The organism is Sphingomonas daechungensis (genome assembly GCF_039543105.1).
GTDB lineage: Bacteria > Pseudomonadota > Alphaproteobacteria > Sphingomonadales > Sphingomonadaceae > Sphingomicrobium > Sphingomicrobium daechungense.
Map to the genome: position 1 here is coordinate 2,666,665 of NZ_BAABJC010000001.1, position 20,216 is coordinate 2,686,880.

Here is a 20,216-nt window from a genome sequence, read left to right on the forward strand (position 1 = left end):
TTTCGCATTGCTAAGCGTGCGCCATGGATCCGACTGAATCGTCCGTCATCGACACGCCCTTCGACGCTGCCTTATCCGAACGTTACCTAGTCTACGCGTTGTCCACGATCACCGCGAGATCGCTGCCGGACGTTCGCGATGGGCTGAAGCCGGTTCATCGGCGTCTGCTGTGGGCGATGCGGCTGCTGCGGCTCGACCCGGCCGGCGCCTACAAGAAGAGCGCCCGCGTCGTGGGCGATGTCATCGGCAAGTACCACCCGCACGGCGATCAGTCGGTTTACGACGCGATGGTCCGCCTCGCCCAGGATTTCGCGCTTCGTTACCCGTTGGTCGACGGGCAGGGGAACTTCGGCAACATCGACGGCGATAACGCCGCTGCCTACCGCTACACCGAAGCCAAGCTGACACCCGTAGCCATGGCGCTGATGTCGGGCATCGACGAAGGCGCGGTCGACTTTCGCCCGACCTACAATGGCGAGGAGGAAGAGCCGGAAGTCTTTCCCGGCCTGTTCCCGAACCTGCTGGCCAATGGCGCCAGCGGCATCGCCGTCGGAATGGCGACGAGCATTCCGCCGCACAACGTCAGCGAGTTGATCGAAGCGGCCACCCACCTGATCGACGATCCCAAGGCCGAAGATTCGGCGCTGATGGATTTCGTCTCCGGCCCTGATTTTCCGACGGGAGGCGTGCTGGTCGACAGCCGCGAAAGCATCGCAAACGCCTATGCCACGGGCCGCGGCAGCTTCCGCCTTCGTGCCTCGGTGAGCGTCGAGAAGGAAAAGGGAGGCGGCTACCACCTGCTGGTCAGCGAGATTCCGTACGGCGTCCAGAAGGGCAAATTGATCGAGCAGATCGCGACGCTGATCGCGGACAAGAAACTGCCGATCCTCGCCGACGTCCGCGACGAAAGCGCCGAAGACCTTCGCATCGTCCTCGAGCCTCGCGCCCGCACCGTCGACCCGGACCTGCTGCTCGAAAGCCTGTTCCGCCTGACCGCCCTCGAGGTTCGCTTTCCGCTGAACCTCAACGTCCTCGACGCGAACCGGACGCCGCTGGTGATGAGCCTCAAGGAGGCGCTCAGCAACTGGCTGCAATTCCAATTCGAGGTCCTCGTCCGCAAATCGCAGGTGCGGATCGGCAAGATCGACGACCGGCTCGAACTGCTCGACGGGTTCCTGATCGCCTATCTCAACCTCGATCGCGTCATCGAGATCATCCGCGGCGAGGATGAACCGAAGCCGGTGCTCATGGAGGAATTCAAGCTCTCCGACCGGCAGGCTGAAGCCATCCTCAACATGCGCCTGCGCAGCCTTCGCAAGCTCGAGGAGATGGAGATCGGCCGCGAGCGGGAGAGGCTGGCGAAGGAGCGCGACGAGCTTCAAAAGCTCATCGAGAGTCCGGCGCGCCAGCGCACGCGGATGAAGCGCGACCTTGCGGCGATCAAGGACCAGTTCGGCGACGACCGCCGCACGCGCATCGAGGAAGTCGCCGCGACCCGCGAGATCGACTGGTCGGCAATGATCGAGAAGGAGCCGATCACGGTGATCCTCTCGCAGCGCGGATGGGTCCGGGCCATGCGCGGCCATGTCGCACTAGACGACGCCGAGACGCTGAAATTCCGCGAGGGCGACGCGCTCGACACGATTTTCCACGCGCAGACAACCGACCGGCTGGCGCTCTTTGCGGCGAATGGGAGGGTCTACACGTTGGGTGGCGACAAGCTTCCTGGCGGCCGCGGCTTCGGCGAGCCGGTGCGCCTTTCCATCGACCTCGATGCCGAAGTGGAGATCGTGGCCCTGATGGTTGTCCGGCCGGACACGAAGCTTCTGATCGCATCGAGCGACGGCAAGGGCTTTGTCACAAGCGGGGTGGCGACCTTGGCTGAAACGCGCAAGGGCAAGCAACTCGTCAATCTCCGCACCGGCGCGCACGTTGCTGTCATCCGAGTGATCGAAGAGGGCGCCGACACTGTCGGCGTCGTTGGCGAGAACCGAAAGATGCTCATCTTTCCGCTCGCTGAGCTGCCAGAGCTCGCACGCGGACAAGGGGTGACGCTGCAGCGCTACCGGGATGGCGGACTCTCCGACGCCAAGGCTTTCAGACTTGCGGATGGGATCAGCTGGGCGCTCGGCGGCGACAGCGGGCGAACAAGAACTGAAACAGACCTGACTGCCTGGCGGGCCGCGCGAGGGGCCGCTGGTCGCATGCCACCGATTGGATTCCCCCGCTCGAATAAGTTCGACTAAACGACAATAGCAACCAAGATTAAGCCGTTTTCCCTCTGTGGCAGATACTTGGAATTAACCTAGCGGCTGTAAACCGGCGTCATGCAGGCTGCCGTTAACCGCCAGCTGAACGACGTTTCCGTTCAGCAGGGGGCAAAATCACATGACCATATCGGCCCTGCGATGGCCGACGATGCAGCCTTGCTTGGCGCGCTGCCCATCGCCGCAGCGATCATCGGTAGCTCTTCTGAGGGCGCCAAGGTCCTCTCCTTCAACGAACGCTTCCGCGATACGATCGAGCTCTCGACCTGCACGGCACTTAACTGGGACGACGCGGCCTGCCTGAAGGAAGGCAAGATTGCCGACGCGCTCAATTCCTATTTCTCCGGCTCCGGTCCGGACGGCGAGCTCGATTTTCGCGACGGCGAAGGGGTCTCCGCGCGCTACTTCCGTTTGAAGCTCGCACCGTTGCCGCTCGGAGATCAGGGCATGGCGCGCTGCCTCCTGAGCCTTGTCGATCGCACGGTTGAAGCGCAGGCCGAACGCACGCTCCGCGCGGAGATGCTTCGCGACAGCCTGACCGGCCTTCCCAATCGACTGTCGTTCACGGAGAAGATCGAGCAGCTGGACCAGAGCGCATCCGGCGACATCCAGCACGCCGTGCTCATCGTCGATATGCTGCGCTTCTCGCGAATCAACGAGAGCATGGGCAGTCTTGCCGGCGACGAGCTTCTCATCACCTTCGCGCGCCGCCTGATGTCGGCACTCCGCGGTGGCGACGTACTGGCCCGGACCGGCGGGAACGAGTTCGGCGTCCTCGTCAGCCTGCGGCGCGGCAAGACGGACGCTTTGGCCGCGGCCGAGCGCATCCAGGAGGTGCTCGCCGCGCCATTCAAGCTTTCCGACCTCGAAATCCGGGTCGAATGCGCAATCGGCTTGGCCCTGATGACGGGCGGGCAGGACGCGGAAGAACTGTTCCGCAATGCCCAGTTCGCAGTGAAGCAGGCAAAGCAGGCGGGTAAGCCTCAAGTCTACGAACCGCAGCGGGCTAGCGAAGCCCGCCGCCGTTTTTCCATTGAGACCGAGCTTCGCCGGGCGCTCGATAAGGACCAGCTCAAGCTCTTCTATCAGCCGCTGATCGATCTGAAATCCGGCGAAGTTGCCGGCTTTGAGGCGCTCGCCCGCTGGGAACACGAGGATCGCGGCGAAATCAGCCCGACCGAGTTCATTCCGGTTGCCGAGGAGTCCGGTCTCATCCTGCAGCTCGGCCGCTGGGCCATGCACAGGGCCGCCGACACGCTCGCAGAATGGGACCGTAAGGCCGGTGAACCGCTGCCGTGCTACGTGGGCGTCAACCTTTCCGCCATTCAGGTCGCTCGCGACGATATCGCAGCCGTTGTTTCGAGCGCCCTGAAGTCGAGCGGTTTGACGGGCGACCGCCTCACCCTGGAGCTCACCGAGAGTTCGATTGTCCAGGATCCGGCCCGCGCAACGAGGGTGTTCGACGCCCTGAAGTCGCTCGAAGCGACGGTTGCGATGGACGACTTTGGGACCGGCTATTCGAGCCTCGCCTACCTTCAGCGTCTGCCGATCGATGTTCTCAAGATCGACCGCAGTTTCGTGACCGGCATGATGATCGACCCGGACAGCGTTGCGATCGTCCGGGCGGTCCTCAGTCTTGCCGACGCGCTTGGAATGTCCACCACAGCGGAGGGCATCGAGACCGTGGAGCTCGCGACCACGCTAGCCACACTCGGGTGTGCAAGCGGTCAAGGCTTCTACTTCGCCAAGCCGCTCGAAGCCGAAGCCGCGCTTGAGTATTGGAAGTCCCGCAAACGCCTTTGACCGGCCTCGCGAAGGCCCGCCTTACGCAAGTCCTTGTGAAAACTGTGTTCTCGACCACACATTTCGGGCTTGGAAGCCCTACGGGTCGTCCCTAGGTTGAACCTCTGCGGTCGTACGGGCATTGTTCAGCCAGAGCTGGGTAGAGGGACAACGTGAGCATTCATCATCTGAAGACGATCGCCATGGCATCGGTCATGGCGCTAAGCGGACCAGCAACGGCAGTTGCAGCGGAGCAGGGGCCCGTTCCCGCCGCGAGTGTGCAGGCGATTAGCCTGCCGAGTGCCGGCTCGGTCGCGGCCTTGTACAATCAGTACAAGCTCAAGCCGATCTGGTTCAAGAACGGCGCGCCAACGGTCGCAGCTACGCAGCTGACCCAGATTCTGCGGCGTGCTCCGCTCGACGGTCTTGGCAGTGGTCCCCAGCTGGCCGATCAGATCGACGCGGCAGTGGCGGGCGCGACAAACCCGACCGCAATTTCGCAGGCCGAGCAGCTGATGTCGTCGGCGTGGGTGCTATATGTTCAGACGATCCGGCGTCCGACCTCCGGCATGGTCTACGCTTACGACGTGCTCAAGCCCCAGGGCACCCGACCCGATCAGATCCTGCTCGGTGCGTCGTCCGCGCCCTCGCTTGAGGCGCATGTCAGCTCCGTCGCCGCGGTGAATCCAATTTATTCGAGCATCCGGGATGCCGAATGGAAGCGGATGCAGGCGACCGGCAGCTCTACTCCGGACCCCCGGGTTGTGGCGAACCTGGACCGAGTCCGGTCGATCCCTTCGAAGGGCCGCTTCATACTGGTGGACTCCGCTTCGCAGCGCTTGTTCATGTACGAGAACGGCATCCCCGTGGATTCGATGAAAGTGGTGGTCGGGATGCCGACCATGCCGACTCCGCTGATTTCGAGCGTGATGTATTACGTGACTTTCAATCCGCAGTGGAACGCGCCTGTGCACCTCGTGAAGGGCCCGATTGCCACGAAGACGCTTGCGGGCGGAATGAAGTACTTCGATCACATGGGGTACGAAGTCATGGCGGACTGGACCGCGAACTCCGCGGTTCTTCCCGCAGATTCGGTCGACTGGAAAGCCGTGTCCACAGGCAAGGCGCCTCCTCCGCGCATCAGGCAAAAGCCTGGCAAAGACAATTTCATGGGGCTGCTGAAGTTCACCTTCCCGAACTCGCAGGATATCTACCTTCACGACACTCCCGCGAAGGAGAAGTTCAAGCTTGCCTCGCGCGACGTTTCCAACGGCTGTGTCCGCCTGGAAGACGCGCAGCGCTTCGGCCGCTGGTTGCTTGGTCGTGAACCCGTTGCACCGGGCACCGATCCGGAGATCCCGGTGCAGATGCCGCAGGGTGTGCCGATCGTGATCACATACATCACAGCCCAGCCATCCGCGGACGGTAGCAGCCTAACGTTCGCGAAGGACATCTACGGCTGGGACAAGCCCGGAGCGCAGATTGCCTCGTCTTACGTGAGCCCGGTCGCAGCCGCACGCTAGCCTGACTCAGCGGGGCGCTTCCCCCGCAAGCTGCGTCAATTCGCTGCGCAGGCAAAGAAAAAGCCGGCCCGGGTGTTCCCGGACCGGCTCTTTTCTTGTGTGCCGGTGATTAACCGCGCTCTGGCGCCGGCGGCGGCGGCGGAGGCGGAGGCGGCGGAGCCGGGCAGGCTTCGGTCGCCAAGATCACCGAACCGTCCGGGCACGTCTGCGTCGCCGGAGGCGGCGGAGGCGGCGGGGGCGGCGGCGGAGGGGGTGGCGGCGGCGGCGGCGAATAGAAGTTATACGTCAGCGTCGCCAGCAGGCTGTGCGAGCGCCAGCGTCCTTCCAGGGACTCCGTGCCATCGCTGAACTTCATGCGTGCGGTGTTCATGAACCGATAGCGCACACCGGCGTCGATGTTGGCGCTGACCGGGAACTTAAGGCCGGCGAGGACCTGCCAGGCAACGCCCGAGTCCTTATCGTCGACCGATCCGCCACCGGCTGCAGTGGCATCGAGATCGACGCTAGCGAAACCGACACCGGCACCGACGTAGCCGCCGAGACCATTGTCGTCACCGAAGTCGAGCAAGAGGTTGCCCATTGCGGACAGCACGCTGGCGTGTCCGTCAGCGTCCTGAATGCAGTTCGTGATCGTCGAGCAGAGCGGCGCGTCAAGAACGACCTCGTTCACACCTGCGCGCTTGTACGACAGATCGACTTCCGTACGGATCATGCCGAAGTCGTAACCACCGTAGAGACCGAGGTCCCAGCCGGTGTTGTAATCGACGGCAACCGTGTCGGTGAAGCTGTTTACGCCGTCGTCGTAATCGAGCTTGGTGTCTTCGGCGAGCATCGGCCCGAGCTCGACACCCACATAGCCGGAGCCATCGCGAGCAACTGCCGGCGAGGCAATTGCAGCGGCAGCAACCGCGGCAAGTAGAATATTACGCATGTAAGGACCCCTCTTTGGTCAAGTGCGGTTATCCCGCTCATGCATCGGATTAATTCCGTATTCAACATCGCGACCGTTCTCGGTCACGTGTGTTGTAATTGCGCCACGCCAAGATCAGGGAAGTGCGGAGCGGATCGCGTCATTGACGATGGTGTCGAACCCGCTGTCCTTAGGAAAGCCGCTCGCAACCCAGCGCTCCTCGATTGCTCGCAAAGCCTTTGCCACGGCGGGACCGGGCGTCAGCCCGCGCTCGATCAGCCCGCCGCCGCTGATCGGCAGCCGTGGCGCTCGCCATACCGCGATTTCCGCTGCTGCTTCTGGCTGGCCATTCAGGAGAAGCCGGTCGACCGCGGGCTCCGTCCCTGAGAAATAGGCGAGCGCCATGGCGTTCTCTTCACCGCCTCCGCCCGCCGCAAATCCAAGACGCTTCCGCGCCTTGTTCGACAGCTTCAGCCTTGCAGCAACCCGTTCTGCGGAGGCAGCGTCCCGAGGGAGGAGCGAGGCGAGCCGCCGCAGCGGATCACCCTCGATCCCGGCGGCTCGCTCTCCCTCCACGAGGGCACGGAGTCGACCGATCGCGCCTGGCTGAATCTCCGGCAGGACGGGCAGAAGGATTGACCGATCCAGCATGACCGCAACCGTCGGCGCCGGATCGGCAACCGAGAGAAGTTTCAGCAACTCATCGGCAATTCGCTCGCGGGACAACGCCATGAGGTCGTTTGCGCGCGTCTCGCACGCGTCAAGCGCCGCTGTGTCCATCTCGCCTTGGCCGAAGCGGGCGTGGAAGCGAAAGTAGCGCAGGATTCGCAGGTGATCCTCGGCAATCCGTTCGAGCGGGTCGCCAATAAAACGCACGCGCCGCGCAAGCAGGTCGTCCTTGCCACCGAAATAGTCATGCACTTGGCCGGTATTCGGATCGGCTGACAGAGCGTTGATCGTGAAGTCTCGCCTCGCCGCATCTTCCTGCCAATCGTCCGTGAAGGCGACTGTCGCACGGCGGCCGTCGGTGGAAACGTCCTTGCGCAAGGTCGTAACCTCGAACGCATGACCATTGCTGATCGCGGTGATCGTCCCGTGCTCGATTCCGGTCGGGACCGCACGAATCTTGGCCGATTCCAGGCGCGAGATGACCTCGTCGGGCCTCAGCTTCGTAGCAAGGTCGACGTCGTTGACCGGGATGCCGAGCAGTTGGTCGCGTACCGCGCCACCGACATAGCGGGTTTGCCCCTCGCTGGCGCCGAGAGCGTCGAGCAGCCGAGCGGCGCCTCGCAGCCGGCGCCACTTCGGTGCGTCGATGCTCAGTTCCATTGGATCCTTCGCGACAAATTCACGAGCATCGCGGCGGTCGCCCCCCATATTCTCCGGCCGTTCCACAGGATCTCGTAGTAGTGGCGCTCGCGCCCTTGGAACAGCGCGCTCTTTCGCTGCTGGTTCGCCGGATCGAGAACGAATTCAAGCGGAGCTTCGAACCAGTCGGCGACTTCCTCCTCGTGCGGCGACAAGGCCTGGTCCGGCCTGACGACCGCCAGCACTGGCGAAACCCTGTAACCAGTAATCGTACGGTAAGGATCGATCTCGCCCACTACCTCCGCTGCCGCGGGATCGAGGCCGAGCTCTTCCCAAGCCTCCCGAAGGGCCGCAGCAGTGGCGTCTTCGCCAGGATCGAGCCGTCCCCCTGGGAAAGCCACTTGGCCGGCGTGGGTACGCATGTTCTCGCGCCGCACAGTCAGGATCAGTCCCGGTTCAGCTCGATCGGTAATGCCAACGAGCACGGCGGCCGGAACATCGGCGGTCCCGGCCTGCTCAACGAGATCGCCTGTCAGCAATGGTCCCGCAGGCTCGTCGTCGAGCATCCTGCGCAGGCGGTGAGCGAGGTTCACGCGTCCTCGGCGACTTCGAGAGCGAAGAATGCGCCATTGCTCCACACGCCCGGCGGATCATGCTCCTCGGACAAAGCGATTCCCGCCAGCTCGTAGTAGATGGACCGCGAAAGCTCGGCCTCCAGCCCATGTCGGACCAGGACGCGGGGCGAGGGGCCGCGGACGGTATCGACCATTGTGAGAGGATGGACCGGCCCGAGCATCACTGCGTCGCCGCTGTCCAGCTTCAAGGCAATTTGCCGATCGCTTCCCGTGCCGTCGCTCTGCATTTCGATGGCCCTGAAAGCGGTCCCTTCGACGTCGATCTCAAGCTTTTCGACCGGTGTGACAAGGACATGACTTCCATTCGATTCGCGCCTCAAGACCGATGAGAAGAGCCGAACCATGGCCGGCCGATTGATTGGGCTGCCCTGATGATACCAGGTGCCGTCGCGAGCGATGCGCATCTCGCTGTGACCGCAAAGCTCCGGATCCCATTGGTCTACGGGCGGCAAACGGCGCTCGTCGATCATTCGCTGAAGATCGGACATGCTGACGCCTTGCAACTCCAGTGATGGACGGCTTTCGGGCATCGGACGTCATTGCTTCCCCGCGCGCGCGATGACAACAGGCTCCAATGAGCGAGTTTCAACGCACAGCGATCGTTACCGGCGCGGGCAAGCGCGTTGGCGCGATAGTTGCTGCCGAGCTGCTGAGGGATGGCTGGTCCGTAATCGCGCACGTCCACCATGTGGATGACGATGCTCCGGCAGGCTCGACGAAGGTCGTCGCCGAACTCCAGGATGCTTCGTGCGCCGAGGAAATATTCGCGATCGCCGAAAGACTCCCTCCGGTCGCCTTGCTCGTAAATAATGCGTCACGTTTTGCGCCCGATAGTCTTGGCGCGTTCTCACAGGCCGAACTCGATGCGCACATGGCGGTCAATCTCCGTGCTCCGATCCTGCTCACCGAAGAGTTTGCGCGGCGGCATAGCTCGGGAATGGACGGCTTGATCATCAACGTGCTCGACTCCAAGCTGGTCGCGCCCAACCCGGATTTTCTCAGCTACACATTGTCGAAGCAGGCGCTTGCAGGATTTACCGATCTGGCCGCGAGGGCGCTTGCGCCGCAGGGAATCCGCGTCAACGGAATCGCGCCCGCCTTGATGCTTCGCTCGCCAGGCCAGAGCGAGCAAAATTTCGCGCGCATGCATGACCGCAACCCGCTCGGCCGGGGCGTCGAGCCGGAAGACGTTGTCTCGACTATTCGATATCTGGTGTCGGCGCGTTCCGTGACCGGAGAGATTATAGTGATCGACGGCGGTCAGCGCTTCTCGCCGCCGCAACGTGACGTGCAATTCCTGGAGGATGAATGAGCGACGCTCTCCCGATACTGACGGGAATGGTCCCGGAAAACCTGCGGCCGCGAAGCGCGCGAATATTCCTCGATTCGCTGGACGTGATGGCGGACATTGGATTCCACGAATTCGAAATCGGTGTTCCGCAACGATTGTCCGTTACGGTGGAAATCTGGCTCGACCATATTCCGCCCGCCGACTGCGATGATCCAGCGTTCGCGTGGGATTATGATTTCATCCGCGAACAGGTCGAAACGCTCGCGAAGGCGAGACGGTACAACCTCCAGGAATCGCTCGCTCACGCCATTTATGACCGAATCGCGGGCCTTCGCGGCGTCCGTGCGTTGCGCGTGCTCACCGCAAAACCTGATATTTACCCCGATGCCAAAGCGGTCGGCGTTGAATTAGCTTCTTTCAAGGGCTGCGTACCCGATGTCGCCACAATGTAACTTGGCTGGAACAAAATCGATTGCGCGGCACTTGGAGCGAATATAAGGAGGCGCGCTTGCTGCTGATGTAACCATAGTACATGAGTAGCTCCCTTCCTCAGGCCCTGCGCAGGGGTGACGCGTGGCCTGAACCAGTGGATTGCGGTGTCGAGGAGAATTGCGCGTTAATGTCATACGCCCAACACAAAGAGCTTAGTGGCAACCGTACGGTCGCGATCGTGATTGTCGCTTTGCTTCACGCAGCGCTCGGCTATGCGATCGTTACGGGCCTTGCCTACAACGTCATCAAGAAAGCCGCCGAGGATCTGAAGACCTTCGACGTCGAGGAGGAGCCGCCGCCCCCCGAGGAGCCGCCGCCCCCGCCGCCGGATCAGCCGGAAACGCCGCCGCAGGTCGTTGCGCCGCCGCCGCTGGTTCGCACCAACGTTGCTCCGCCGCCGATCGTGCAGACGGTTCAACAGGCCCCGCCGCCGGTGATCACGCCGACCGCGCCTCCGGCGCCTCCGGCGCCGCCGGCTCCAGCCGTGGTGACCAAGGCGTCGAGCGTGAAGGGCAACCTTCAGGGCTTGATCAGCGGTGACGACTATCCGGCCGACGCGCAGCGTAACGACGAGCAGGGTTCTGTTCGAGTGAACTTGGCGATCGGGACGGATGGACGTGTGACGAACTGCAGCGTTACGAAGTCCAGCGGCTCACGTTCGCTCGACAGCGCGACATGTCGCATTCTGAAGAGCCGCGCACGGTTCACGCCTGCAAAGCTCAGCAACGGTCAGGCGACCACCGATAATTTCCCGCAGACAATTACCTGGCGTCTCGAGGGCTAAGCCCAGCAACGTCGAACTGAACTGAATTTTTCGAGAGGAAAGTAGACGGATATGTCAATTCTCGCACTTACCGCGGCAGCCGCTGCGGCCCCGGCAGCAGCCGCGGGCGAAAACCCCTACGGCCTTTTCCAGGCCCTTGAGCAGGGTGGTATCATCGCATGGTCGGTGTTCATCATCCTGGTCGGTATGTCGATCTTCTCATTCTACATCCTGTTCACCAAGCTGATGCAGCAGCAGAAGATCATCGCCCAGGGCCGCAAGGTCCGCGCGTCCTTCTGGAACTCGCCGAACCTTCGTGAGGCTTCCCAGAAGCTGGAGTCGCGCAGCGCCTATCGCGCAATCGTCGACGATGCGCTGGTCGCCCAGGAGCAGCACGACAAGCTGACCGACCCCATCGACCGCCACGACTGGATGGGCAACAGCCTCGCCCGCAGCCAGGGTGCGATCGGCGCCCGTCTCGGCGAAGGCCTGGCCTTCCTCGCGACCGTCGGTTCGACCGCTCCGTTCATCGGTCTGTTCGGTACCGTTATCGGCATCTACCGCGCGCTGATTAAGATCGGTGCGTCGGGTCAGGCATCGATCGACGTCGTCGCCGGCCCGGTCGGTGAAGCGCTCATCATGACCGCTCTCGGCCTCGTCGTCGCCGTTCCGGCCGTGCTTGCCTACAACTGGCTCGTTCGCCGCAACAAGTCGATCATGGAGGACCTCGCGGCCTTCACGAACGACCTCCACGGCTACCTGATGTCCGAAGGTCGCGTGAAGCCGCGCATCGGCGGTCCGGCTCCGAAGGCCGACGCTGCTCGCGCTGCCGCTCCGGCTGCTCGCACGCAGGAGCCGACGCGTCCGACCACGAACGCGTAACCCGTTTGCGGAAATCCGTGTCGGGCGATCCGTCCCCGGCACGGAATCCGTGACGACATTGAACTGAAGAAGGCCAAAACCGTATGGCAATGGGTGTTTCACAGGACGGCGACGAAGACGTCCCCATGTCGGACATCAACGTGACTCCGCTCGTCGACGTCATGCTCGTGCTTCTGATCATCTTCCTGATCGCGGTTCCGGTCGTGTTGCAGACGGTTCCGGTCTCGCTTCCGAAGGTCCGCTACGAAGCGACCACGACGAAGCCGGAGAACGTCAACCTCTCGGTCAAGGCCGGCCCCGGTGGCGAGTGCGAGGTTTACTGGAACCTGACCAAGGTCGATTCAAAGGAGCTGCTGGACCGCGCGGTCAAGAAGCTTGAGGACACGATCACCGCTGTCGGCGGCGTCGACAACATCACCGAGGAGAACATGCCGGAAGCGCATATCCGCGGTGACATCAACACGCCCTACCGCTGCATTGGCGGCGCGGTGTTCACGATGCAGCGTGCAGGCTTCGCTCGCGTCGGCTTCATTTCGGAGCCGCCGGCGGGCCAGGTCACGACGCGCCTGTAATTTAGGAGCTTATCGCCATGGCGATGCAAACCACCAGTGACAACACCAGTGGCGAGCCCATGATGGACATCAACATGACGCCGTTGATCGACGTCATGCTCGTGCTTCTCATCATGTTCATCATCACGATCCCGATCCAGACGCACGCGGTGAAGCTCGACCTTCCCGTCGATCAGACGAACACCCCGCCGCCGCCGATCGACCCCGTCAAGAACAAGGTCGTCATCACGGCAGGTGGTGAAATTCTCTGGAACGGCGGCCCGGTCAACCAGCAGCAGCTGCGCCAGTACCTGGAGCTTTCGCAGCAGATCCAGCCGATCCCGGAACTGCACCTGCAGCCGGAACCGGATGCCCGCTACGAGCTCGTCGACGAAGTGCTCGCGATCACCAAGCGCGCCCACGTCGAGAAGATGGGGTTCGTCGGCAACGAAGCCTACATGAACTTCTAAGCGGGAATATCCGTATTCCTCTTAAGGGCGGTCCTTCGGGGCCGCCCTTTCTCGTTGGCGATTTCCGACCGCTGTCTTGACGCCCGATATCTGGTATGAGATGTTGTAACATCCAAAGAGGAGGTGTGCATGGCCATTTCCGCTGCGTCCAGCTCCGCCCCGATGGGCGAGATCAACATGACTCCGCTGATCGACGTCATGCTCGTCCTGCTCGTGATGTTCATCATCACCATTCCACTCCAGACCCATGCGGTGAAACTCGATCTTCCAAGGGATTGCTCGACTTGCGGGACGATCGACAATCTCAAGAACAAGGTCGTTATCACCCAGGACGGGCAGATCGTCTGGAATGGAACGCCCGTCACTCTGGATGGACTGAAGTACAATCTCATCCGTATGACGAGCATCGATCCGCAGCCTGAGCTGCACGTCCAGCCTGACCCGACAGCGCGCTACGAGGTCGTCAACGATGTCTTCGTCGCGGCAAAGAGGGCGGACGTGAGGCGCCTCGGGTTCGTCGGCAATGAGGCTTATCGCAGCTTCTGACGCCGTCGCGCGGGCGGGGGCTTGAACAAGGTCACCGCGCGGGACACTACCGCGACATGGCAACCCGCACCCTCATTCGCCCGACCGGTTTCGTCGACGCTCCCTTCGGCTACGACGGAAAGGTCGCGCGCCTCGCGGGCGGCATGACCTTCTTCGCCTCGGTGGAACTACTTCACATTGACGGCAATCGCCGCGCCTCGACCGAACTTCTCTCGGTGGAAGCGCTGGAATCTCGGCTCGACGACAGCCTCGCGCCGCAGTGGCACGTCTTGACCGGCAGCCGCGCCGCGCTGCAGCTGGGCGAGCGCATCGTTCGGCTCGACCAGCCGCAGGTCATGGCGATCCTCAACGTCACTCCTGACAGCTTTTCCGACGGCGGTCGCTTCGGCGATCCGATGACGGCAGTCGAAGCCGGCGTTCGAATGGCCAGCGAAGGTGCTGCAATCCTCGACGTGGGCGGCGAATCTACGCGTCCCGGCGCGCAATCCGTCTGGGCGCAGGACGAGATCGAACGCGTTCGTCCGGTCATAGAGCGCCTTTCCGCGGGCGGTTCAGCTGTGTCCGTCGACACCCGCAAGAGTGAGGTCATGACCGCGGCGCTGCAGGCCGGCGCACGGCTTGTGAATGACGTCTCCGCATTGACCTTCGATCCGCGCTCCGCGGAGGTGGTCAGCGCCGCGGGCGCCCCCGTCATCCTGATGCACCATCTGGGTCCGCCGGAAACGATGCAACAGGACCCGCGCTACGATGACGTCCTCGTGGAAGTTTACCTGTGGCTCGAAGAGCGCATCGCAGCGGCCGAAGCTGCCGGCATCGAGAAATCTCGCATCCTGATCGACCCCGGTTTTGGCTTCGGCAAAACCGTCGCTCACAACCTAGAGCTTATGAACGGCCTCGCGTTGTTCCATTCGCTCGGCTGCGCGCTGGTCGTTGGCGCCAGCCGCAAGCGGACGATTGGCGCCCTGTCGAACGAAGCGCCGGCTGACGAACGCCTCGGCGGGAGTCTTGCGTTCGCACTGAAGGCGGTGGAGCAGGGCGCTCAAATTCTCCGGGTCCATGACATTCCGGAGACGATTCAGGCACTGCGGGTCTGGCGCGGCTTGCGCGACCAGGCGCTCACCCCGCGGATGGCCTAAGCAGCGCTACGTGGCCTTGTAGACAACGATCATGGGACCGAGCGGCTTGGTCAGGTCCCTTCGCCCGACGGCCGGATCCCACAGCGCGCTGACCGCACCGTCCAGGAAGAGCGCATTCGGGGTTTTCAGATCGTCACGGAAGAAGCGAGCGAGCTTGCCAAACGATACCGGCCCGTCGCTGATGACGAAAATCGCTCGTCCGTCCGCACCGACGCCGACAGCGTTGCGGACATAGCGGGACGTGCCGTCAGCATCGAAAGCCGGGTGCAGCTTGCCGTGGATAACCAGCATCGGTCCAGATTGCGTCGCGAGCCGGATGGCGGGTGAGGGCGTCCATTGATCACTCGCAACGACTGCGGAGCGTCCGTCGTTGAAGACCTGGAAGACGCCGTTGGGCATCAGGTGAAAATTGCCTCCGCCCTTGCGCCGGTTGATCGGATGCTTCTGCACACCATCGGCAATGGCCAATCCGATCGGGCGACCGCCTTCGTCGTACATCCCGGCATTCATCGCGAACGCAACGCCGCGAGCACGCGGTCCAAGGCTGGCTTCCAACTCGGCAAGACGGCGCACCGGCTGCTCCGAAGGCCCGGCTGCGACCAGCTCGATGGTACCGCCAGCAGGGTCGCACACCGTAAAGCGGCTTTCTTCGAACACTTTTGAATGACAGGCTGACTGCTCCTCAGGCGTAGAAGCGTCCGGCTTGGAGCACGCCGTGATCAGCAGAAAGAGAAAGAAAGCTCGCACGCGGCGAGGCTAGAGCATCAGGCGGCGGTGTCGATGCCGATGTCGCTGAGCTTGCGATAGAGCGTGGAGCGGCCAATGCCGAGGCGGCGAGCGACTTCGGTCATCCGCCCGCGATAATGGCCGATGGCCAGGCGAATGATGTCGGCTTCGATCTCTTCGAGAGTCCGAAGGTGCCCCTCGCTGGTGAAAAGGGTCACGCCATTGCCGGCGCTCATGGCCGCTTCGCTAGATTGCGCACTGATGTTGGTCGCGAAGTCGCTCTTGCGATTGGTGAACCGCGACTGCGAGGCAATGTGCGGGAAATCTTCGGCCGTCAGTCCGCCGCGATCGCACTGCAGCCCAGCGCGGAACAGCACGCTGGCAAGCTGGCGGACGTTGCCCGGCCAGCCGTAGCGCATCAACACTGCCAAGGCGTCGTTGCCGATCGACAGCGGCGGCAACAGTTCCTGCTCGGCGAAACGCTGGAGCAGGTGCCGCGCGAGCATGGGGATGTCGCCGCTGCGTTCCCGCAGGGGCGGCAGATTGACGACAGTCGTGCAGACCCGCTCGCCAAGCATCTGATTGAAGCTTTCGGGTAGCGGCGCGCTCGATGTCGCAATTAGGCGGATGTCGATCGACGAACTTCCGTTGCAGCCCACCGGGCGGACTTCGCCGGTCGCGAGGACGCGATCGAGCGTCTCCTGCGTCGAATGGGGGAGCGCGGCAATCTCGTCGAGTACCAGCGTGCCCATGTCCGCTTCCAGCATCCGGCCCGACTTCTCTGAAAACGCACCGGGAAACGCACCTTTGACGTGACCGAACAATTCGCTGTCGACCACATTTGCCGGCACAGCCTTGCAATCGACGATGACGAACGGCCCGCGCGAGCGGAGGCTTGCAGCATGGATCGCGCGAGCGACAGTTTCCTTGCCCGTTCCGGGTTCACCGACGATGAGAATCGGCAGCCGATTGCGCGCTGCTTTCGCGGCAACGGCGAGTGCGGCGCGATATTCGGGAGCCGCACCAATCAACTGTTCGAGCGACAGCTCCGGGGACAGCTTTTCAGAAACCGGAATCAGCTCGCCTGCAGGCTTACGGCGGTCTCCATTGGCTGCGAGCGCTTCGACCAGCCGCTCGGGAGCCACGGGGCGCGATAGGAAATCGGTCGCTCCGGCACGCATTGCGGCGACGGCCTCGGCCACGGAATCGCTCTTGGCGACGACGATGACCGGCAGGTTGGAACGGCGTTCGCGAAGGGCAGCAATGCTCGCCGCACCGCTCTCTTCGTCCCAGTTTGCGATCAGCGCAGCCTGCACCTCACGGCCATGAGGCCCTTGAAGCAGGCTGACCGCCATTTCGGTGCAGTCGGCGCCAACGGTGATCCAACCCGCGCGTGTGGCTACGGCGGACACGAGGCGGCGCTCGGCCGGATCGGCCTCCACAACCAGCAGGGATTTCGTTTCTTGTTCGCGCATGATCTTCCAAGGGCAACCCTACGTCGAAAGGAGTAAATGCCGACTTAAGACTTCGGGGGTTGGGGCCAGCGAATGCCCTTGTTATGGAACGGCTCAACGCATTCTCATCAAAAGGGGAGAGACATGGCCCACGACGAGCCGCTTCTGGATAATCCGCCGACCCAGGAAATGGCGCATCACGTTCGCGACTATGAGGGATTCATCCGGCTCTTTAAGTGGGGCGCGATCATTTGCCTGATTATCGCGTTCCTCGTCATCCAGATCATCACCTAAGGGCGCTGGCGAGGATGAAGATCGCCGTCGTTCGGGAAACCGCTCCCGGGGAAACCCGCGTCGCCGCGTCGCCGGAAACTGTCAAGAAGCTGACGGCCCTCGGCGCGCAGCTTGCTGTGGAAGCGGGGGCGGGCGAAGCCGCTTCAATCTCGGACGCGGATTTTGAGCAGGCCGGTGCAACAGTCGCCACTTGTGCCAAGGTCCTCGACGGCGCCGATGCGATCCTCTGCATTAACGGCCCGGACGCGGCATCGCTCAAGGGGGCCAAGGCCGGCGCCTTGCTGATCGGAGCGCTCGACCCCCTGCGCCGCCGCAAAGCCGTGGATGCTTATGGGTCTGCGGGCCTCGATGCACTGGCGATGGAATGGATGCCGCGCATCACCCGCGCCCAATCGATGGACATCCTCTCGTCTCAATCGAACCTCGCCGGTTACAAGGCGGTCGTCGATGCCGCTTCGGCGTACGGCCGTGCCTTTCCGATGATGATGACGGCGGCAGGCACGATTAGCGCCGCCCGCGTCTTCGTCATGGGCGTCGGTGTGGCCGGTCTTCAGGCGATCGCGACCGCGCGCCGCCTCGGCGCCCAGGTCAGCGCGACCGACGTGCGTTCCGCAACCAGGGAGCAGATCCAGTCGCTCGGCGCGAAGCCGATCTTCGTTGAGAATGTTGCCGGTATCGAAGGCGAGGGTAGCGGCGGCTACGCCACGGAAATGTCCGAGGACTATCAGAAGGCGCAGGCGGAGCTGGTCTCAAGCCATATCGCTAAGCAGGACATCGTCATCACAACGGCCCTCATCCCCGGTCGTCCCGCGCCGCGGCTGATCAGCGACGCTCAGCTTGCCACCATGCGGGCGGGCAGCGTCGTGGTCGATCTCGCCGCCGATGCCGGAGGCAACGTCGAAGGCTGTGTCCCGGGTGAGAATGTCGTGAAGCATGGGGTCACGATCATCGGCGCTTCGAACTTGGCGCGGAGCCTTGCGGCGGATTCGTCGGCCCTGTTCGCGCGCAACCTTTTCAACTTCCTCTCGGCCTTCTGGGACAAGGACCAGGGCAAGCTCGTGCTTCCGGATGATGACGAGATCGTCAAAGCCATCCGCCTGACACAGGGTGGCAGGGTCGTGAACGAGAGGCTCACGAGCGTCAGTTGAGATCGAGCGACATCATCGTCATCGGCGGTGGCGTTGCCGGGCTCTCGGCCGCGGCCGCTTTATCCCGAAACGCCAAAGTCACCGTTCTCGAAGCGGAGGAGGCGGTCGGCTACCACTCTTCCGGGCGCAGCGCGACGATGCTGCACTACGCACTCGGCGATCCGCACGTTCGTGCGCTGACGCTCTCAAGCCGGACCTTCTTCGAAGATCCGCAGCCCGGCTTCACCGACGCTCCGCTCGGCCACCGAATGCCTGTGCTCGTCCACGCACGAGAAGATGAACTGGGTGAACTCGACGCCCTGACCGAGGCGATTGCGCCGTTCGCCGCTCTTGAACGCGTCGGCGAGACCGGGATCGGCGAACTCTGCCCCGCGATCCGCACGGGTGAAGGCGGTGCTGTTGCAGCTCTCGTTGACCACGACGGGATCCGGCTCGACACCCACGCCCTGCTGCAGGGGCACGTCCATGCGCTTCGGGCCAATGGCGGCGAGCTGGTCCTCGGCGCCCCGGCGGCGAATCTTCGTCGCGATGGCGGGCACTGGACCCTTATGACCGCGCGCGGCGATGCCTTTGCCGCGCCACTGATCGTCAACGCGGCGGGCGCCTGGGCGGATACACTCGCCATGGCGGCAGGGCTCGACCCGATCGGCCTGGCTCCACTGCGCCGGACCATCATCACCTTCGACGGCCCGGCGGGCGTCGACACTGCGGGCTGGCCCTTTGCCAAGACCGTTGGGGACGCCTTGTACTTTGCGCCCGAATCCGGCCGCCTGTTCGCCTCCCCCATGGACGAAGTGCCAACGGAGCCCTGCGACGCTCAGCCCGACGAATACGAGGTTGCCCTCGCGGCACACCGGGTCGAGGAGCGGACCACGATGCAGGTTGGCCGCATTCACAGCCGTTGGGCGGGGCTGAGGACCTTCGCGCCCGACCGCCACCTCGTTGCCGGCTTCGACCCTCGTTCCGAGGGCTTCTTCTGGCTGGCCGGGCAGGGCGGTTACGGTCTCCAGACATCGCCGATAATGGCCAAAGTCGCGGAATCTCTGATTGCGGGGACGCCATGGCCAATCGGAGCTGTCACGCCCGATGAGCTAAGTCCCGTCCGTTTCCTCGGATAGGCGGGTCAGGTCGACCCACCTGTCGCCGACCAGCTCGAAAAGCCGCTCCGTCTCCACCCGCACCGACGTGTTGAGCGAGCCTCCGGCCGGATACACCACGTCGAACGCCTTCAGCGACAGATCGAGATAGACCGGCAGATCCGTCGCAAGGCCGAACGGACACACCCCGCCGACTGGATGCCCGGTCAGCGCGAACGTTTCCTCGACGCCGAGCATCCGCGGGCGGGCGCCGAACTCGGCCTTGGACTTCGCATTGTCGAGGCGCGCATTCCCCCTCGCGACCAGAAGGAACGTCTGCTCGCCAGCCCGGACCGCAAGCGTCTTCGCAATCCGGCCGGGTTCGACGCCCAGTGCCTTGGCCGCCGTGTCCACCGTCGCCGTGCTCTCCTCGACCCCGATCAGCGGAAGCTCGGGCGCATGTTGCGCGAGCCAGGCGCGGACGGACTCCAGGCTCATTCGCCCACCAGGTGAAGCGCGATCTCGCGGCGGGAGGGCTCGCGGCGATGCTCGAACAGATAGATGCCCTGCCAGGTGCCGAGCGCCGTTCGGCGGCCACGGACCGGGATCGACAGCTGGGTTGAGGTCAAAGCTGCGCGCAAATGCGCGGGCATGTCGTCGGAGCCCTCGTCATTGTGCGTGTATAGCGAGTGATCTTCGGGAGCGATGCGCGCGAAATAGGCTTCTAGATCGCGTCTGGCGGCAGGCGCGGCATTTTCCTGGATCAGCAGCGAAGCAGACGTGTGACGGCAGAAGAGGGTCAGCAATCCATCGCCAATCGACTGCTCGCGAACCCAGGATTCCACGTCCTTGCTGATGTCGTGAAGGCCCGGGAGAGGAGCGATGACATGGAGTGCGCCAAGTGACTGTCGAAGCATGAAGCGCGTCTAATCCGGCAATCTACCGGATTCCAGCGACTCGGA

22 protein-coding genes are annotated in these 20,216 nt (G+C 63.3%); 14 read left to right on the top strand and 8 right to left on the bottom strand.

The window, feature by feature from the left end:
- Nucleotides 1–23: 23 nt before the first annotated feature.
- The 3 genes from parC to ABD928_RS13775 all read left to right on the top strand — a co-directional run bounded on the left by parC (nucleotide 24) and on the right by ABD928_RS13775 (nucleotide 5,572).
- A complete protein-coding gene (gene parC / locus ABD928_RS13765; RefSeq protein WP_345169731.1) occupies nucleotides 24–2,246 on the top strand; it encodes a DNA topoisomerase IV subunit A in 2,223 nt (740 codons plus the stop codon).
- 81 nt (nucleotides 2,247–2,327) lie between these two features.
- The gene (locus tag ABD928_RS13770) at nucleotides 2,328–4,070 is read left to right on the top strand and encodes a putative bifunctional diguanylate cyclase/phosphodiesterase (RefSeq protein WP_345169733.1); all 1,743 of its coding nucleotides are present in this window, start codon (nucleotides 2,328–2,330) and stop codon (nucleotides 4,068–4,070) included.
- Between the two features lie 152 nt (nucleotides 4,071–4,222).
- Complete coding sequence (locus tag ABD928_RS13775) at nucleotides 4,223–5,572, top strand: L,D-transpeptidase family protein (protein WP_345169735.1); 1,350 nt, start codon at nucleotides 4,223–4,225, stop codon at nucleotides 5,570–5,572.
- A 109-nt stretch (nucleotides 5,573–5,681) separates the two neighbouring features.
- Here the strand turns inward: ABD928_RS13775 and ABD928_RS13780 are convergent, their stop codons facing one another.
- The 4 genes from ABD928_RS13780 to ABD928_RS13795 form a co-directional block, all read right to left on the bottom strand.
- Nucleotides 5,682–6,503 carry an outer membrane protein gene (locus ABD928_RS13780; RefSeq protein WP_345169737.1) on the bottom strand — a complete coding sequence of 274 codons (822 nt, stop codon included), beginning with the start codon at nucleotides 6,501–6,503 and terminating at the stop codon, nucleotides 5,682–5,684.
- 114 nt (nucleotides 6,504–6,617) lie between these two features.
- Nucleotides 6,618–7,811 carry a CCA tRNA nucleotidyltransferase gene (locus tag ABD928_RS13785; RefSeq protein WP_187714811.1) on the bottom strand — a complete coding sequence of 398 codons (1,194 nt, stop codon included), beginning with the start codon at nucleotides 7,809–7,811 and terminating at the stop codon, nucleotides 6,618–6,620.
- On the bottom strand, nucleotides 7,802–8,383 hold the full coding sequence (locus tag ABD928_RS13790) for a CoA pyrophosphatase (protein ID WP_223276359.1): 582 nt from the start codon (nucleotides 8,381–8,383) through the stop codon (nucleotides 7,802–7,804). The genes ABD928_RS13785 and ABD928_RS13790 overlap by 10 nt, the downstream gene beginning before the upstream one ends.
- A complete protein-coding gene (locus ABD928_RS13795; RefSeq protein ID WP_223276358.1) occupies nucleotides 8,380–8,913 on the bottom strand; it encodes a DUF1285 domain-containing protein in 534 nt (177 codons plus the stop codon). Before ABD928_RS13795 ends, ABD928_RS13790 begins: the two co-directional genes overlap by 4 nt.
- An 86-nt stretch (nucleotides 8,914–8,999) precedes the next feature.
- On the opposite strand from ABD928_RS13795, the gene ABD928_RS13800 reads away from it, so the two are divergent.
- The 8 genes from ABD928_RS13800 to folP all read left to right on the top strand — a co-directional run bounded on the left by ABD928_RS13800 (nucleotide 9,000) and on the right by folP (nucleotide 14,556).
- Nucleotides 9,000–9,737 carry an SDR family oxidoreductase gene (locus tag ABD928_RS13800; RefSeq protein WP_187714809.1) on the top strand — a complete coding sequence of 246 codons (738 nt, stop codon included), beginning with the start codon at nucleotides 9,000–9,002 and terminating at the stop codon, nucleotides 9,735–9,737.
- Complete coding sequence (locus tag ABD928_RS13805; RefSeq protein WP_187714808.1) at nucleotides 9,734–10,168, top strand: dihydroneopterin aldolase; 435 nt, start codon at nucleotides 9,734–9,736, stop codon at nucleotides 10,166–10,168. Before ABD928_RS13800 ends, ABD928_RS13805 begins: the two co-directional genes overlap by 4 nt.
- A 167-nt stretch (nucleotides 10,169–10,335) precedes the next feature.
- On the top strand, nucleotides 10,336–10,992 hold the full coding sequence (locus ABD928_RS13810) for an energy transducer TonB (protein ID WP_345169743.1): 657 nt from the start codon (nucleotides 10,336–10,338) through the stop codon (nucleotides 10,990–10,992).
- A 51-nt stretch (nucleotides 10,993–11,043) separates the two neighbouring features.
- Nucleotides 11,044–11,853 (top strand): MotA/TolQ/ExbB proton channel family protein, encoded by an 810-nt coding sequence (locus ABD928_RS13815; RefSeq protein WP_187714807.1) that lies wholly within the window; start codon nucleotides 11,044–11,046, stop codon nucleotides 11,851–11,853.
- Between the two features lie 83 nt (nucleotides 11,854–11,936).
- A complete protein-coding gene (locus ABD928_RS13820) occupies nucleotides 11,937–12,425 on the top strand; it encodes an ExbD/TolR family protein (RefSeq protein ID WP_345169746.1) in 489 nt (162 codons plus the stop codon).
- Between the two features lie 17 nt (nucleotides 12,426–12,442).
- Nucleotides 12,443–12,874, top strand: a complete 432-nt coding sequence (locus ABD928_RS13825; RefSeq protein ID WP_395622951.1) for an ExbD/TolR family protein — start codon at nucleotides 12,443–12,445, stop codon at nucleotides 12,872–12,874.
- A 129-nt stretch (nucleotides 12,875–13,003) separates the two neighbouring features.
- Nucleotides 13,004–13,420 (top strand): ExbD/TolR family protein, encoded by a 417-nt coding sequence (locus tag ABD928_RS13830; protein WP_187714806.1) that lies wholly within the window; start codon nucleotides 13,004–13,006, stop codon nucleotides 13,418–13,420.
- Nucleotides 13,421–13,476: 56 nt separating this feature from the next.
- A complete protein-coding gene (gene folP / locus ABD928_RS13835; RefSeq protein WP_187714805.1) occupies nucleotides 13,477–14,556 on the top strand; it encodes a dihydropteroate synthase in 1,080 nt (359 codons plus the stop codon).
- Nucleotides 14,557–14,562: 6 nt separating this feature from the next.
- On the opposite strand, the gene ABD928_RS13840 is transcribed toward folP, so the two are convergent.
- Nucleotides 14,563–15,213 carry a phosphodiester glycosidase family protein gene (locus ABD928_RS13840; RefSeq protein WP_345169749.1) on the bottom strand — a complete coding sequence of 217 codons (651 nt, stop codon included), beginning with the start codon at nucleotides 15,211–15,213 and terminating at the stop codon, nucleotides 14,563–14,565.
- A 107-nt stretch (nucleotides 15,214–15,320) separates the two neighbouring features.
- A complete protein-coding gene (locus ABD928_RS13845) occupies nucleotides 15,321–16,757 on the bottom strand; it encodes a sigma-54-dependent transcriptional regulator (RefSeq protein WP_187714804.1) in 1,437 nt (478 codons plus the stop codon).
- A 123-nt stretch (nucleotides 16,758–16,880) separates the two neighbouring features.
- Here ABD928_RS13845 and ABD928_RS13850 point away from each other — a divergent pair, with 123 nt between their 5' ends.
- From ABD928_RS13850 to ABD928_RS13860, 3 genes are read left to right on the top strand one after another with little or no spacing between them, the layout of a single operon-like run.
- The gene (locus tag ABD928_RS13850; protein WP_223276356.1) at nucleotides 16,881–17,030 is read left to right on the top strand and encodes an aa3-type cytochrome c oxidase subunit IV; all 150 of its coding nucleotides are present in this window, start codon (nucleotides 16,881–16,883) and stop codon (nucleotides 17,028–17,030) included.
- 14 nt (nucleotides 17,031–17,044) lie between these two features.
- Nucleotides 17,045–18,178 (top strand): Re/Si-specific NAD(P)(+) transhydrogenase subunit alpha, encoded by a 1,134-nt coding sequence (locus tag ABD928_RS13855; RefSeq protein ID WP_187714803.1) that lies wholly within the window; start codon nucleotides 17,045–17,047, stop codon nucleotides 18,176–18,178.
- Nucleotides 18,175–19,296: an NAD(P)/FAD-dependent oxidoreductase gene (locus tag ABD928_RS13860; RefSeq protein WP_345169753.1), complete on the top strand. Its 1,122-nt coding sequence runs from the start codon at nucleotides 18,175–18,177 to the stop codon at nucleotides 19,294–19,296. The genes ABD928_RS13855 and ABD928_RS13860 overlap by 4 nt, the downstream gene beginning before the upstream one ends.
- On the opposite strand, the gene ABD928_RS13865 is transcribed toward ABD928_RS13860, so the two are convergent.
- Together ABD928_RS13865 and ABD928_RS13870 are read right to left on the bottom strand one after the other, a co-directional pair.
- A complete protein-coding gene (locus tag ABD928_RS13865) occupies nucleotides 19,270–19,752 on the bottom strand; it encodes a YbaK/EbsC family protein (RefSeq protein WP_345169755.1) in 483 nt (160 codons plus the stop codon). The genes ABD928_RS13860 and ABD928_RS13865 overlap by 27 nt on opposite strands.
- Nucleotides 19,749–20,171 (bottom strand): secondary thiamine-phosphate synthase enzyme YjbQ, encoded by a 423-nt coding sequence (locus ABD928_RS13870; protein ID WP_187714802.1) that lies wholly within the window; start codon nucleotides 20,169–20,171, stop codon nucleotides 19,749–19,751. The genes ABD928_RS13865 and ABD928_RS13870 overlap by 4 nt, the downstream gene beginning before the upstream one ends.
- Nucleotides 20,172–20,216: the final 45 nt, after the last annotated feature.

Excerpts from the sequence above, each read along its gene's own strand:
- parC (WP_345169731.1), top strand. The coding sequence starts at position 24 with ATGGATCCGACTGAATCGTCCGTCATCGACACGCCCTTCGACGCTGCC.
- ABD928_RS13865 (WP_345169755.1), bottom strand. The coding sequence starts at position 19,752 with ATGAGCCTGGAGTCCGTCCGCGCCTGGCTCGCGCAACATGCGCCCGAG.
- ABD928_RS13800 (WP_187714809.1), top strand. The coding sequence starts at position 9,000 with ATGAGCGAGTTTCAACGCACAGCGATCGTTACCGGCGCGGGCAAGCGC.
- ABD928_RS13830 (WP_187714806.1), top strand. The coding sequence starts at position 13,004 with ATGGCCATTTCCGCTGCGTCCAGCTCCGCCCCGATGGGCGAGATCAAC.
- ABD928_RS13855 (WP_187714803.1), top strand. The coding sequence starts at position 17,045 with ATGAAGATCGCCGTCGTTCGGGAAACCGCTCCCGGGGAAACCCGCGTC.
- ABD928_RS13770 (WP_345169733.1), top strand. The coding sequence starts at position 2,328 with ATGCAGGCTGCCGTTAACCGCCAGCTGAACGACGTTTCCGTTCAGCAG.
- ABD928_RS13825 (WP_395622951.1), top strand. The coding sequence starts at position 12,443 with ATGGCGATGCAAACCACCAGTGACAACACCAGTGGCGAGCCCATGATG.
- ABD928_RS13870 (WP_187714802.1), bottom strand. The coding sequence starts at position 20,171 with ATGCTTCGACAGTCACTTGGCGCACTCCATGTCATCGCTCCTCTCCCG.
- ABD928_RS13795 (WP_223276358.1), bottom strand. The coding sequence starts at position 8,913 with ATGTCCGATCTTCAGCGAATGATCGACGAGCGCCGTTTGCCGCCCGTA.
- ABD928_RS13820 (WP_345169746.1), top strand. The coding sequence starts at position 11,937 with ATGGCAATGGGTGTTTCACAGGACGGCGACGAAGACGTCCCCATGTCG.
- ABD928_RS13845 (WP_187714804.1), bottom strand. The coding sequence starts at position 16,757 with ATGCGCGAACAAGAAACGAAATCCCTGCTGGTTGTGGAGGCCGATCCG.
- ABD928_RS13805 (WP_187714808.1), top strand. The coding sequence starts at position 9,734 with ATGAGCGACGCTCTCCCGATACTGACGGGAATGGTCCCGGAAAACCTG.
- ABD928_RS13810 (WP_345169743.1), top strand. The coding sequence starts at position 10,336 with ATGTCATACGCCCAACACAAAGAGCTTAGTGGCAACCGTACGGTCGCG.
- folP (WP_187714805.1), top strand. The coding sequence starts at position 13,477 with ATGGCAACCCGCACCCTCATTCGCCCGACCGGTTTCGTCGACGCTCCC.
- ABD928_RS13780 (WP_345169737.1), bottom strand. The coding sequence starts at position 6,503 with ATGCGTAATATTCTACTTGCCGCGGTTGCTGCCGCTGCAATTGCCTCG.
- ABD928_RS13785 (WP_187714811.1), bottom strand. The coding sequence starts at position 7,811 with ATGGAACTGAGCATCGACGCACCGAAGTGGCGCCGGCTGCGAGGCGCC.
- ABD928_RS13850 (WP_223276356.1), top strand. The coding sequence starts at position 16,881 with ATGGCCCACGACGAGCCGCTTCTGGATAATCCGCCGACCCAGGAAATG.
- ABD928_RS13815 (WP_187714807.1), top strand. The coding sequence starts at position 11,044 with ATGTCAATTCTCGCACTTACCGCGGCAGCCGCTGCGGCCCCGGCAGCA.